Raw genomic sequence first — 14,069 nt, forward strand, 5'->3', positions numbered from 1 at the left:
TTTGCGAGCTGTTTACAGCTGGCGCTCACTCTAGCTTGGCGCTGCTTCAGCGCCATCGGAACATGGCTTTGTAAGTCAGTTCCAAGGGGAAACCAATTAAAAATTGGTAACCCTATCTGAAAAGAGGCTGCGCGCGTGAGCGGGCAGCCTCTTTCGGGCGACAGTTGAAAAACCGTCTTATTGCTTGGCGGCAGCCAGCTGGGCAGCAACTTCTTCAGCGAAGTTGTCGACCGGCTTCTCGATGCCTTCGCCTACTTTGAAGTAGGTGAAGGAAACGATTTCAGCACCGGCTTTCTTGGCCAGATCGCCAACCTTGACTTCAGGGTTCTTGACGAACGCCTGCTCAACCAGGCTCGCTTCTGCCAGGAACTTGCTGATACGGCCTTTGACCATGTTCTCAACAATGTTTTCTGGCTTGCCTTTGATCTTCTCTTCGTTCAGCTGCAGGAACACAGCCTTCTCGCGCTCGATCGCTTCGTCGGAGACTTGCGAAGGCAGCAGGAACTCAGGGTTGCTTGCAGCAACGTGCATCGCGATGTCTTTGGCCAGCTCGACGTCACCGCCTTTCAGGACAACAGCAACACCGATCTTGTTACCGTGCAGGTAGGTGCCGACAACGTCACCCTCTACGCGTACCAGACGACGGATGTTGACGTTCTCGCCAACTTTGGCAACCAGAGCTTCACGAGCCGATTCCTGAGCGGCGATCAGCGGAGCTGCGTCGGTCAGTTTTTCGTCGAAGGCTTTTTCTACGCTGGCAGCAACGAAGTTTTTGAAGTCGTCTTGCAGGGCCAGGAAGTCGGTCTGCGAGTTGACTTCCAGCAGTACGGCTGCCTTGTCGTTCGACTTGATGGCGATTGCGCCTTCAGCGGCAACGTTGCCAGCTTTCTTGGCAGCCTTGATCGCGCCCGAAGCACGCATGTCATCAATGGCTTTTTCGATGTCGCCGTCAGCCTTTTCCAGGGCTTTCTTGCAATCCATCATGCCTTCGCCGGTACGCTCGCGCAGTTCTTTAACCAACGCTGCAGTAATTGCTGCCATTTTCAAATTCCTCTTGGATAGGTTTTCAACCATTCCACCCGATCGAACGGGCGTTCAATTCTTCCCGAGCCACCTTGTAGCCGCTGCACGTTACAAATGCTGTAGCTGCGCTGCCGACAAGTTGGTTTTCGAGGTGGCAAAAAGGGGGCCAAGCCCCCTTTTTGCTTACTGAGTCAACGCCAGGGCGTCAATTACTCAGCTGCAGCCTGAGTTTCTTCAGCTGCGAACTCAACAGTACCGCCAGCAACGTTGTTGCGACCGCGGATTACTGCGTCAGCCATCGAACCCATGTACAGCTGGATAGCGCGGATTGCGTCATCGTTGCCTGGGATGATGTAGTCAACGCCTTCCGGGCTGCTGTTGGTATCGACAACGCCGATGACCGGGATGCCCAGCTTGTTGGCTTCGGTGATCGCGATGCGCTCGTGGTCAACGTCGATCACGAACAGTGCGTCTGGCAGACCGCCCATGTCCTTGATGCCGCCCAGGGAGCGATCCAGCTTCTCAAGATCACGGGAGCGCATCAGCGCTTCTTTCTTGGTCAGCTTGGCGAAAGTACCGTCTTCGGCTTGTACTTCAAGGTCACGCAGACGCTTGATGGAAGCACGGATGGTTTTGAAGTTGGTCAGCATGCCGCCCAACCAGCGGTGATCGACGTACGGCGAACCGCAACGTGCTGCTTCTTCAGCAACGATCTTGCCAGCGGAACGCTTGGTGCCGACGAACAGAATCTTGTTTTTGCCCTGGGCCAGACGCTCTACGAAAGTCAGAGCTTCGTTGAACATTGGCAGGGTTTTTTCAAGGTTGATGATGTGAATCTTGTTACGCGCGCCGAAAATGTATTTACCCATTTTCGGGTTCCAGTAACGGGTTTGGTGACCGAAGTGCACACCGGCCTTCAGCATATCGCGCATGTTGACTTGGGACATGATAGTTCCTTGATAAGTCGGGTTGGGCCTCCACGTATCCCAATGACCAACCCCTGATCCGAGGATCAAAGGCACCCAGGTCATCGTGTCGACACGTGTGTGGGTTAATGCTCCCGGAGCTATCCCCGGAAAGCGGCGCATTTTATATCACAGGAAGGGCGCAAACGGAACCCGGAATCTGTAATCGCGTCAGGGACATGGGCGCCAGCCCCTTGGAATCGCCCTGCCGCGCACTATTGTATAGGTCGAAGCGATGCACGCAGGCGCGGATTTGCGCCTTTGGTCTGTTAGAATCGCGTTTTTCAGGGCCACCAGGCGAAAACCGCCGCCCTGCCCGTATCAACAAGCGCCGCCGAGCGCAGAGAGAGCCTGTATGACCGTCACCCTCAAAACCCCCGAGGACATCGCCGCCATGCGTGTCGCCGGCAAACTGGCCGCCGATGTGCTGGAAATGATTGCCGAACACGTCAAGCCGGGCGTGACCACCGATGAGCTGAACCAGATCTGCCACGACTACATTGTCGACGTGCAGAAGGCCATCCCTGCCCCGCTCAACTACAAGGGCTACCCGAAGTCGATCTGCACCTCGATCAACCACGTGGTCTGCCACGGCATCCCGAACGACAAGCCGCTGAAGAACGGCGACACCCTGAACATTGATGTCACCGTGATCAAGGACGGTTACCACGGCGACACCAGCCGCATGTTCCACGTCGGCACCGTGCCGGTCTGGGCCGAGCGCCTGTCCCAGGTCACCCAGGAATGCATGTACAAGGCGATCGAGATCGTCAAACCCGGCTGCCGTCTCGGCGACATCGGCGAGATCATCCAGAAGCACGCTGAAAAGAACGGCTTCTCCGTAGTGCGCGAGTTCTGCGGTCACGGCATCGGCAAGGTGTTCCACGAAGAGCCGCAGATCCTGCACTACGGCCGCGCCGGCACCGGCATGGAACTGAAGGCCGGGATGACCTTCACCATCGAACCGATGATCAACCAGGGCAAGGCCGACACCAAGGTACTGGGCGACGGCTGGACCGCGATCACCAAGGATCGCAAGCTGTCGGCACAGTGGGAACACACTTTGCTTGTCACCGACACCGGCTATGAGATCTTCACCCTGCGCAGCGATGACACGATCCCGCGCGTATCGGCCTGATCCCGACACCGCTCCCAGCCTATAGAAGGAAAGCCAATCGATGCCGCAGGTGGATCCCGAACTCTTCGACCGCGGCCAGTTCCAGGCTGAACTGGCCCTGAAAGCGAGCCCTATCGCCGCCTTCAAGAAGGCGATCCGCCAGGCCCGCGAAGTGCTCGATGCACGTTTTCGCAGCGGCCGCGACATCCGGCGGCTGATCGAGGATCGCGCCTGGTTCGTCGACAACATCCTGCAAAAGGCCTGGGACCAGTTCAACTGGAGCGAAGACGCCGACATCGCGCTGGTCGCGGTCGGCGGCTACGGTCGCGGTGAGTTGCACCCCTATTCCGATATCGACCTGCTGATCCTGCTGGACAGCGCCGATCACGAAATCTTCCGCGATTCCATCGAGCGTTTTCTCACACTGTTGTGGGACATCGGCCTGGAAGTCGGTCAGAGCGTTCGTTCGGTGGACGAGTGCGCCGAAGAGGCCCGCGCCGACCTGACGGTGGTCACCAACCTGATGGAAAGCCGCACCATCTGCGGCCCCGAGCGTCTGCGCCAGCGCATGCTCGATGTCACCAGCACCGCCCATATGTGGCCGGCCAAGGAGTTCTTCCTGGCCAAGCGCGCCGAGCAGAAGGCCCGCCACCACAAGTACAACGACACCGAATACAACCTGGAACCCAACGTCAAAGGCTCGCCCGGCGGACTACGGGATATTCAGACGATTCTGTGGGTTGCCCGTCGCCAGTACGGCACCCTGAACCTGCGCGCCCTGGCAGGCGAAGGCTTCCTGGTCGAGAGCGAAAACGCACTGCTGGCGTCGTCCCAGGAATTCCTGTGGAAAGTGCGCTATGCCCTGCACATGCTGGCCGGGCGCTCCGAAGACCGCCTGCTGTTCGATCATCAACGCACCATTGCGGGGCTGCTGGGGTTTGAAGGTGACGACGCCAAGCAGGCCGTCGAAAACTTCATGCAGCAGTATTTCCGCGTGGTGATGAGCATCGCCCAGCTCAGCGACCTGATCATCCAGCACTTCGAGGAAGTCATCCTCGCCCCGGAAGACGAAGCGCCACCACAGCCGATCAACTCGCGCTTCCAGCTGCACGACGGTTACATCGAGGCACGCAACGACAACGTGTTCCGCCGTACACCATTCGCCATGCTCGAGATTTTCGTGCTGATGGCCCAGCAGCCGGAAATCAAAGGCGTGCGCGCCGACACCATTCGTCTGCTGCGGGAAAACCGTCACCTGATCGACGACAATTTCCGCAACGACATCCGCAATACCAGCCTGTTCATCGAACTGTTCAAGTGCAAGATCGGCATCCACCGCAACCTGCGGCGAATGAACCGCTACGGCATTCTCGGGCGCTACCTGCCGGAGTTCGGCTTCATCGTCGGGCAGATGCAGCACGACCTGTTCCATATTTATACGGTCGACGCGCACACGCTGAATCTGATCAAGCACCTGCGTAAATTGCAGTACACCCAGGTGTCGGAAAAATTCCCGCTGGCCGCCAAACTCATGGCCAAGTTGCCCAAGCCCGAACTCATCTACATGGCAGGCCTGTATCACGACATCGGCAAGGGCCGGCATGGCGACCACTCGGAGATCGGCGCGGTCGATGCCGAGGCGTTCTGCCAGCGTCACCAACTGCCGGTGTGGGACAGCCGCCTGATCGTCTGGCTGGTGCAAAACCACCTGGTGATGTCGACCACCGCCCAGCGCAAGGATTTGTCCGACCCGCAGGTGATCCACGACTTCGCCCTGGCGGTCGGTGATGAAACCCGTCTGGATTACCTGTACGTGCTGACCGTGGCCGACATCAACGCGACCAACCCGACCCTGTGGAACTCCTGGCGCGCCAGCCTGTTGCGCCAGCTCTACACCGAGACCAAGCGCGCCCTGCGCCGCGGCCTGGAAAACCCGGTGGATCGCGAAGAACAGATCCGCCAGACCCAGAGCGCAGCGCTGGATATTCTGGTGCGCGGCGGCACCGATCCGGACGATGTCGAGCAGTTGTGGGCGCAACTGGGCGATGACTATTTCCTGCGCCACACTGCCGGCGACGTGGCCTGGCACAGCGATGCGATTCTCCAGCAGCCGGCCGACGGCGGGCCGCTGGTGCTGATCAAGGAAACCACCCAGCGCGAATTCGAGGGTGGCACGCAGATCTTCATTTATGCGCCGGACCAGCACGATTTCTTTGCTGTGACCGTGGCCGCGATGGACCAGCTCAACCTGAACATTCACGACGCCCGGGTCATCACCTCCAGCAGCCAGTTCACCCTCGACACCTACATCGTGCTCGACACCGAAGGCGAATCCATCGGCGACAATCCGACCCGGGTCAAACAGATCCGCGACGGCCTGACCGAAGCCCTGCGCAACCCGGACGATTACCCGACCATCATCCAGCGTCGGGTGCCGCGCCAGCTCAAGCACTTTGCGTTCGCACCACAAGTGACGATCCACAACGACGCCCAACGTCCGGTGACGGTGCTGGAACTCACCGCACCCGACCGTCCAGGCCTGCTGGCACGGATCGGCGGGATTTTCCTGGAGTTCGATCTGTCGCTGCAGAACGCCAAGATCGCCACCCTGGGCGAGCGGGTGGAAGACGTGTTCTTCATCACCGACGCCCACAATCAGCCGCTGTCCGACCCGCTGCTGTGCAGCCGTTTGCAGGATGCCATCGTCGAGCAGCTCAGCGTCAATCAGGAACCCGATATCAAACTGTCGCGTATCAGCATTTGACTGAGCGCCCGGATTCAACCGCTTTGCACGAGACCCAGCACCGATGAACAACGCTCTGACCCAGTTGCAGCCCTACCCGTTCGAAAAGCTCCGCGCCCTGCTCGGCAGCGTCACGCCGAACCCGGACAAGCGCCCGATCGCGCTGTCCATCGGCGAGCCGAAACACCGTTCGCCAAGCTTTGTCGCCGAGGCGCTGGCCAACAATCTGGATCAGATGGCGGTGTACCCGACCACCCTGGGCATCCCGGCCCTGCGCGAGGCCATTGCGGCCTGGTGCGAACGTCGCTTCAACGTACCGGGCGGCTGGATCGATCCGGCGCGCAATGTGCTGCCGGTCAACGGCACCCGTGAAGCGCTGTTCGCCTTCACCCAGACCGTGGTCAACCGTGGTGACGACGCGCTGGTGGTCAGCCCGAACCCGTTCTATCAGATCTACGAAGGTGCGGCGTTCCTCGCCGGCGCCAAGCCGCACTACCTGCCATGCCTGGATGAAAACGGCTTCAACCCGGACTTCGACGCGGTGTCGCCGGAGATCTGGAAACGCTGCCAGATCCTGTTCCTGTGCTCGCCAGGCAACCCGACCGGCGCGCTGATTCCGGTCGACGTGCTGAAAAAGCTGATCGCCCTGGCCGACGAGTACGACTTCGTGATCGCCGCCGACGAGTGCTACAGCGAGCTGTACTTCGACGAGCAAACGCCACCGCCGGGCCTGCTCAGCGCTTGCGCCGAACTGGGTCGCAAGGACTTCAAGCGTTGCGTGGTGTTCCACAGTCTGTCCAAGCGTTCGAATCTACCGGGCCTGCGCTCCGGTTTCGTTGCCGGCGACGCCGATATCCTCAAGGGCTTCCTGCTGTATCGCACTTACCACGGCTGCGCGATGCCGGTTCAGACGCAACTGGCCAGCGTTGCCGCGTGGAACGATGAAGTGCATGTACGCGCCAACCGTGCGCTGTATCGCGAGAAGTTCGACGCCGTGCTGGCGATCCTGAGCCCAGTGATGGATGTGCAGCGTCCGGACGGCAGCTTCTACCTGTGGCCGAACGTGCAAGGCGATGACGCAGCGTTCTGCCGGGACCTGTTTGCCGAAGAACACGTGACCGTGGTGCCGGGTTCGTACCTGTCCCGGGATGTCGACGGGGTCAACCCCGGTGCCGGTCGTGTACGCATGGCGCTGGTTGCGCCGCTGGCGGAATGCGTGGAAGCGGCCGAACGCATCCGCGATTTCGTCCTGCGCCACAAATAATGCCTGAACGCCCGCGCCGGACAATCCGGCACGGGCGCCTCATACAACAAGTTACAGATCCTCCAACTATTTACCCCACTTGCCGTCCGGCCAGACGTTAGTCTTGAGCCGCGCATATCTCTGCGCCTAAAACAAACTCAAGACTTTAACTTCAAGGAAGAAGTGAACATGAACAACCTGCTGGATTGCCAACTTATTCAATGGCCCGATGATCAAGCTGCGTACACGGCGGCCATCAATGAAAACCCCGCCAATGCAGGCGCAAATACAGGCACCCGACGCAAACGCTCCATCATTAACTATTCAAAGCTATGGGCCAACGGCCGAACCTTGAAAGTGGCTTTCATGGATTCACCCGATACCAATCACAAGAACAGGATTATCGCTGCGGCCAGGCAATGGCTGCCGTACATCAACCTGAAGTTTGAATTTGTCGACGATTTGAAAGGCGACATCCGTATTGCAACAAAGAACAATGACAACAGCTCGATGCTGGGCACCGATGCCCTGTTGATCCATCCCGACCATCCCACCATGAACCTGGGGGTCAAACCGGAACATGAAGACTTCGAGGTGATCGTGATCCACGAATTCGGCCACGCATTGGGTGCGATGCACGAACATCAGCACCCAAGGGCCAATATTCCGTGGGATAAGCCGAAGGTGTATGAGTTCTACAAGAACCGTGAAATGAACCCGCTGACCGAGGAGCAGGTCGACAGGAACCTGTTCGCATCCTTCGACACACTGGACGCGATCTATACCTCCTACGACCGAAAATCGATCATGCATCACCCGGTGGCAAACACATTGACAGTGGGTAACTGGGAGGTGCCGATCAACCGCAAGATCAGCAAGAAAGACAAACGTCTGATGAGATTGCTCTATCCCAAGTAACGCTTTTCCTATTTGACCTGCCCCAGATTCGCCTCACTCAAATCCAGCTCGCCCAACACTTCACGCAGCACGTCATCGCCAATCTGGTGCTGACGGCTGAGGCTGTACAACTCAAGGCGTTGCGCGCGCAGCGCCTTGAGACGCAAGCGGCGCTCAAGCAGATCCATCTGGAATGCCAGCGCCTGGGCTTCAGCCGAATCGTTGAACACCTCCAGTTGATGGCGATACTCGGACATGATCCGCGCCTTGAGCTCCGCCGACAGTGCCGCTTGCGCAGCATCCTGCGGGTTGACCTCTTCGACTTCCAGCGCGTGGATCGCCGCTTCGGCGGTCTTGCGCCAGGCGTCACGGACTTCCTGGCGGCGTTTGTCGTCGGGGCTTTTCTGGATTCCGCGCAGCAGCAACGGCAAGGCGATGCAGGCTGCAACCAGCGACATCAGAATCACCCCGGCGGCGATGAAGATCAGCAAATCACGCTCGGGAAACGCCTCGCTGCCCATCAGCATCGGCACCGACATCACGCCCGCCAGGGTCACCGCACCGCGCACACCGCCGACGGTCAGCAGCCAGCAGGACCGGGCAGTCGGCACTTGTGTCAATTCACCCTTGCCGCGCAAGCGACGCAGCAACACCGACAGGCGCCAGATGCTCTGCACCCAGATAAAGCGCAACAGCACCAGCGCCAGGAAAATCGCCACCACGTCGAGGCAGCGGTAGAACAGCGTCGGCCACAATGACGTTTCGTGGCTGACCACAGCCTTGATGATGTCCGGCAATTGCAGGCCGAGAAGCAGGAAGATCAAACCGTTGAAGGCGAACTCCAGCAACGACCAGACGCTGCGGTTGAGCAAACGGGTGCTGGTCTGGCGCGGCAGCAGGTCGAGCCAGCTCTGCATCATCCCCGCCGCCACCGCCGAAAGAATGCCCGAGGCGCCGAGTCGCTCGGCCAACACGTAAGCGGCAAACGGCAGCAGCAACATGAACACCACATGGGTCGCCGGATCGTCCCAGCCCCGAGCGATCATCCATGCCCGCAGCCGCCCCACCAACCAACTCAATGCCACACCGACTGCGAGCCCGCCGACCGCCACCAGCACGAACGTCAGACTGGCGTTGGCCAAGGAAAACGCACCGGTGACCGCCGCCACCAGGGCGAACTTGAACGTCACCAGGCCCGAGGCATCGTTCATCAGCGCTTCGCCTTGCAGCATGTGCATCAGCGGCGTCGGCAAGCGGTTCTGCGAAATCGCCGACACCGCCACGGCGTCGGTCGGCGACAACACCGCCGCCAGCGCGAACGCCACCGGCAATGGAATCGTCGGCAGCAGCCAGTGAATGAAGTAGCCGGCACCTACCACGGTAAACAGCACCAACCCGACCGCCAGCGTCAGCACCGGCCCGCGCAGACGCCACAGTTCGCGCTTGGGCATGCGCCAGCCATCGGAAAACAGCAGCGGCGGCAGGAACAGAAACAGGAACAGCTCGGGATCCAGAGCCACGTGCAGGCCGAGAGTCGGCCAGGCCAGCAAAGCCCCGGCGGCGATCTGTACCAGCGGCAGCGGCAACGGGATGACCCGTCCGACCAGACGCGAAACACTGACCAGCATCAGCAGGATCAGGACCGTATAAGCGGTTTGCATAAAGCGGAAATCTCAGACAATCGACAGCGTTGAACTGCCATATTAGCCGCTTAGGCTGTGGCTGACCGTTGCACCTATGTCGCAGCCCCCGTCCGGGAAATCAACCTCGGCCGCCGCGAAACGGTTTGGTCATGGCATAATCCGACACCATTTTTCTCCAGCACCTGTAAAGGGGGCGATTCCTTGACCGTTTCAAGCAAAACGTTGCACCTTTTCGGCATCAAAGCCTGCGACACCATGAAAAAGGCGCGCACCTGGCTCGATGAACACGCTGTCAGCTACGACTTCCACGATTACAAAACCGCCGGCATCGACCGTGAACACCTGACCCAATGGTGTGACGAACACGGCTGGCAAACGGTGTTGAACCGCGCAGGCACGACCTTTCGCAAACTCGACGACGAACGCAAAGCCGATCTCGACCAGTCGAAAGCCATCGAACTGATGCTCGCTCAACCCTCGATGATCAAGCGCCCGGTGCTCGATCTCGGTGACCGAACCCTGATTGGCTTCAAGCCAGATATCTACGCGGCCGCCCTCAAGTAAGCAGCCCGTCACTTTTTGCAGAGGTATTCACATGTCCAATTCCCTGTTCAGTATTGCCTTCGGCGTCGGCACCCAGAACCGTCAAGGCGCATGGCTGGAAGTGTTCTACGCTCAGCCGCTGCTCAATCCTTCGGCCGAGCTGGTCGCCGCTGTTGCACCGATCCTCGGTTACACCGAAGGCAACCAGGCCATCACCTTCACCACCGCACAAGCCGCCCAACTGGCTGAAGCCGTGAAAGGCATCGACGCGGTACAAGGCAAGCTGCTGACCCGCCTGGCCGAAAGCCACAAGCCGCTGGTCGCCACCCTGCTGGCCGAAGACGCGCAACTGACTTCCACGCCTGAGGCTTACCTCAAGTTGCACCTGCTGTCCCATCGTCTGGTCAAGCCGCACGGCGTGAGCCTGGCCGGGATCTTCCCGCTGCTGCCAAACGTTGCCTGGACCAGCCAGGGCGCGATCGACCTGAGCGAACTGGCCGAGCTGCAACTCGAAGCCCGTCTGCGCGGCGAGCTGCTGGAAGTGTTCTCGGTGGACAAGTTCCCGAAAATGACCGACTACGTGGTTCCGGCCGGCGTGCGTATCGCTGACGCCGCACGTCTGCGTCTGGGCGCCTATGTGGGCGAAGGCACCACCGTGATGCACGAAGGTTTCATCAACTTCAACGCCGGTACCGAAGGCCCGGGCATGATCGAAGGCCGCGTCTCCGCTGGCGTGTTCGTCGGCAAGGGTTCGGACCTGGGCGGCGGCTGCTCGACCATGGGCACCCTGTCGGGCGGCGGCAACATCGTGATCAAGGTCGGCGAAGGCTGCCTGATCGGCGCCAACGCCGGTATCGGTATCCCGTTGGGCGACCGCAACACCGTCGAGTCGGGCCTGTACGTGACCGCCGGCACCAAGGTGGCGCTGCTGGACGAGCACAACAACCTGGTCAAAGTGGTCAAGGCCCGTGAACTGGCCGGTCAGACCGACCTGCTGTTCCGTCGCAATTCGGAAACCGGTGCCGTGGAATGCAAGACCCACAAATCGGCGATCGAACTGAACGAAGCGCTGCACGCTCACAACTAAGCGCCGCGTAATCCTTCTGTGGGAGCGGGCTTGCTCGCTTCCACAGGGTTTGGCGTACACCCGCCCAAGTTCACCAGGGCTCGAAAGCATGATGATTCCCTCCCCCTGGCGCGCCGATTTCCCGGCCATCGCCGCCCTGCAACGGCAAGACCAGACCTATCTGGACAACGCCGCCACCACGCAAAAACCCCAGGCCCTGCTTGACGCACTGGCGCATTACTACGCCAATGGCGCAGCCAACGTGCATCGTGCCCAGCATCTGCCCGGCGCTCACGCTACGCAGGCGTTCGAGGACAGTCGCCTGAAGGTTGCCCAGTGGCTGAATGCCGGTGACAGCGGGCAGATCATCTTCACCCACGGCGCCACCAGCGCGCTGAATCTCCTGGCTTACGGCCTGGAACATCTTTTCCATCCGGGCGATGAAATTGTCATCAGCGCCCTGGAGCATCACGCCAACCTGCTGCCTTGGCAGCAACTGGCACAACGTCGCGACCTCAAACTGGTGATCCTGCCGCTGGACGATGACGGGGTGATCGACCTCACCGCCGCCGTTCACCTGATCGGCCCGCGCACCCGTCTGCTGGCGGTCAGCCAGTTGTCCAACGTGCTCGGAGCCTGGCAACCCTTGCCTGCATTGCTGGCGATGGCCAAGGCGCAGAACGCGCTGACCGTGGTCGATGGCGCTCAAGGCGTGGTTCACGGCCGGCATGACGTGCAGGCCCTGGGTTGCGACTTTTACGTATTTTCCAGCCACAAGCTGTACGGTCCCGATGGCCTTGGCGTGCTGTTCGGGCGCAACGAAGCGCTCGAGCAACTGCGCCCGTGGCAGTTCGGTGGCGAGATGGTGCTGGAAGCCAATTACCACGACGCGCGCTTCCGCCCTGCCCCGCTGGGCTTCGAGGCGGGCACGCCGCCGATTGCCAGCGTGATCGGCCTTGGCGCGACCCTCGACTACCTCGCCGGTCTGGATCTGGACGCCGTATCCGCCCACGAAGCCGCGCTGCACGATTACCTGTTGCGTGGCCTCGCTGCCCGCAATGGCATCCGTCTGCTGGGCAAGCCACAACTGGCGCTGGCCAGTTTTGTCGTCGAAGGCGTGCATAACGCCGATCTGGCGCATTTGCTGACTGAACAGGGCATTGCCGTACGTGCCGGGCACCACTGCGCGATGCCGCTGCTCAAACGCTTTGAGCTGGCCGGCGCGATTCGTGTGTCGCTGGCGCTGTACAACGATTCCGAGGATCTGGAGCGGTTCTTTGAAGCGCTGGATCAGGCACTGGAGTTGTTGCGATGAGCCTGCCGGTCGAGGCCACCGAAGCCCTGCAAACATTTCAGAACGCCGCCGGTTGGGAACAACGGGCGCGGCTGCTGATGCAGTTTGGGGATCGTCTGCCGCCGTTGAGCGATGCGGACAAGTGTGATGCCAACCGGGTGCATGGCTGCGAAAGCCAGGTGTGGCTGGTGGGCGAGTTGCGCGATGGCCGCTGGCAGTTCGCAGCGAGCAGCGATGCACGGATGATTCGCGGGTTGGTGGCGTTGCTGCTGCTGCGGGTCAACGGTCTGACCGCCGGCGAGTTGCAGCAGGTGGATCTGCCGGACTGGTTCAATCAGCTGGGGCTGTCGCGGCAGTTGTCGCCGTCGCGCAGCAATGGCCTGAATGCCGTGTTGCAGCGAATGAACGAGCTGGCCCGCTAAAAGGGCTGCTACGCAGCCCTCTGCTTCAGGCCTGAGGCTTGACCCGATCCGCCGGGCGCCGGACGCCCGCCACAATCTTGTCCACCGCCTTGGTCGCCGCGACCATGCCGAACGTCGCCGTCACCATCATCACCGCGCCAAACCCACCGGCGCAGTCCAGCTTCACGCCGTCGCCGACAAAACTCTTTTGCAGGCAGATGCTGCCGTCCGGTTTCGGATACCGCAGCTGTTCGGTGGAGAACACGCACGGCACGCTGTAGTGACGGGTCACGGTGCGCGAGAAGCCGTAATCGCGGCGCAATGTCGAGCGCACTTTCGAGGCCAGTGGATCGTTGAAGGTGCGGTTGAGGTCGCAGACCTGAATCAACGTCGGATCGATCTGCCCGCCGGCACCGCCGGTGGTGATGATCTGGATCTTGCGGCGCTTGCACCAGGCGATCAGCGCCGCCTTGGCGTTGACCGCATCGATGCAGTCGATCACGCAGTCGATGTTCGGCGTGATGTATTCGGCCATGGTGTCGCGGGTGACGAAGTCCGCCACGGCGTGCACCTTGCAGTCCGGGTTGATCCCGCGCAGACGCTCGGCCATCACCTCGACCTTGGGTTTGCCGACCGTGCTGTCCAGCGCATGCAGCTGCCGGTTGGCGTTGCTGACGCAGACATCGTCGAGGTCGAACAGCGAAATCTCGCCCACCCCGCAACGGGCCATGGCTTCCGCCGCCCAGGAACCGACGCCGCCAACGCCGACAATCGCCACGTGGGCGGCGCGCAAACGCGCCATCCCCTCAACGCCATACAAACGGGCGATGCCTGCAAACCGCGGATCTTCTGTACTCATGACCATTACCCCAAAAACCGGCGCGCATTATAGGGCCGTCGGCGGCCAAGAGCATCTTTGCGCTATGAACGGTGAGCCTGCCTGCTTTAATTAAAGCTGCACGTAACAAAGATTTGCCTTACATGCTGAAACGAAAGAACTTAAGTCGGGTTGGATTGCCCAATGTCCGGCATTTCCCTGTCTGTTGTAGGACTCGGCGAACTGCCGGTGTAGGATGCGCGCCCTCAGGCGTCAACCAGCCGACCCTTCGTTCCACAGACCTTGGAACCCGACAC

General features: G+C 60.5%; 12 protein-coding genes. 8 read left to right on the forward strand and 4 right to left on the reverse strand.

Translation table 11 applies throughout. The features are described from left to right. Positions 1-177: 177 nt before the first annotated feature. Both tsf and rpsB read right to left on the reverse strand, forming a co-directional pair. Entirely contained in the window at positions 178-1,041 is an 864-nt protein-coding gene (gene tsf, locus AC3WRD_RS13805) for a translation elongation factor Ts (protein ID WP_096819628.1), read from the reverse strand. A gap of 191 nt (positions 1,042-1,232) precedes the next feature. Next, positions 1,233-1,970 (reverse strand): 30S ribosomal protein S2, encoded by a 738-nt coding sequence (rpsB, locus tag AC3WRD_RS13810; protein ID WP_003222119.1) that lies wholly within the window; start codon positions 1,968-1,970, stop codon positions 1,233-1,235. A 373-nt stretch (positions 1,971-2,343) separates the two neighbouring features. Between rpsB and map the strand changes: the two genes are divergently transcribed. From map to AC3WRD_RS13830, 4 genes are all read left to right on the forward strand, one after another. Then, complete coding sequence (gene map, locus AC3WRD_RS13815; RefSeq protein WP_096819629.1) at positions 2,344-3,126, forward strand: type I methionyl aminopeptidase; 783 nt, start codon at positions 2,344-2,346, stop codon at positions 3,124-3,126. Positions 3,127-3,166: 40 nt separating this feature from the next. After that, a complete protein-coding gene (locus AC3WRD_RS13820; RefSeq protein WP_096819630.1) occupies positions 3,167-5,869 on the forward strand; it encodes a [protein-PII] uridylyltransferase in 2,703 nt (900 codons plus the stop codon). Between the two features lie 43 nt (positions 5,870-5,912). After that, entirely contained in the window at positions 5,913-7,112 is a 1,200-nt protein-coding gene (dapC, locus tag AC3WRD_RS13825) for a succinyldiaminopimelate transaminase (RefSeq protein WP_102621427.1), read from the forward strand. 168 nt (positions 7,113-7,280) lie between these two features. Continuing rightward, entirely contained in the window at positions 7,281-8,009 is a 729-nt protein-coding gene (locus AC3WRD_RS13830; protein WP_102621428.1) for a M12 family metallopeptidase, read from the forward strand. 8 nt (positions 8,010-8,017) lie between these two features. Here AC3WRD_RS13830 and AC3WRD_RS13835 read toward each other — a convergent pair whose 3' ends face one another. Next, positions 8,018-9,649 (reverse strand): Na+/H+ antiporter, encoded by a 1,632-nt coding sequence (locus AC3WRD_RS13835; RefSeq protein ID WP_085729801.1) that lies wholly within the window; start codon positions 9,647-9,649, stop codon positions 8,018-8,020. A gap of 183 nt (positions 9,650-9,832) precedes the next feature. On the opposite strand from AC3WRD_RS13835, the gene AC3WRD_RS13840 reads away from it, so the two are divergent. The 4 genes from AC3WRD_RS13840 to AC3WRD_RS13855 all read left to right on the forward strand — a co-directional run bounded on the left by AC3WRD_RS13840 (position 9,833) and on the right by AC3WRD_RS13855 (position 12,956). Then, positions 9,833-10,195 carry an ArsC family reductase gene (locus tag AC3WRD_RS13840; protein ID WP_003222107.1) on the forward strand — a complete coding sequence of 121 codons (363 nt, stop codon included), beginning with the start codon at positions 9,833-9,835 and terminating at the stop codon, positions 10,193-10,195. A gap of 31 nt (positions 10,196-10,226) precedes the next feature. Further along, entirely contained in the window at positions 10,227-11,261 is a 1,035-nt protein-coding gene (gene dapD / locus AC3WRD_RS13845; protein ID WP_007954762.1) for a 2,3,4,5-tetrahydropyridine-2,6-dicarboxylate N-succinyltransferase, read from the forward strand. 88 nt (positions 11,262-11,349) lie between these two features. Continuing rightward, a complete protein-coding gene (locus AC3WRD_RS13850; protein ID WP_096819635.1) occupies positions 11,350-12,555 on the forward strand; it encodes an aminotransferase class V-fold PLP-dependent enzyme in 1,206 nt (401 codons plus the stop codon). Then, the gene (locus AC3WRD_RS13855; protein ID WP_102621429.1) at positions 12,552-12,956 is read left to right on the forward strand and encodes a SufE family protein; all 405 of its coding nucleotides are present in this window, start codon (positions 12,552-12,554) and stop codon (positions 12,954-12,956) included. The genes AC3WRD_RS13850 and AC3WRD_RS13855 overlap by 4 nt, the downstream gene beginning before the upstream one ends. 25 nt (positions 12,957-12,981) lie before the next feature. Here AC3WRD_RS13855 and tcdA read toward each other — a convergent pair whose 3' ends face one another. Then, positions 12,982-13,800, reverse strand: a complete 819-nt coding sequence (tcdA, locus tag AC3WRD_RS13860; RefSeq protein ID WP_096819637.1) for a tRNA cyclic N6-threonylcarbamoyladenosine(37) synthase TcdA — start codon at positions 13,798-13,800, stop codon at positions 12,982-12,984. Positions 13,801-14,069 lie beyond the last annotated feature (269 nt).

It is taken from the genome of Pseudomonas sp. FW215-R2, assembly GCF_058789255.1.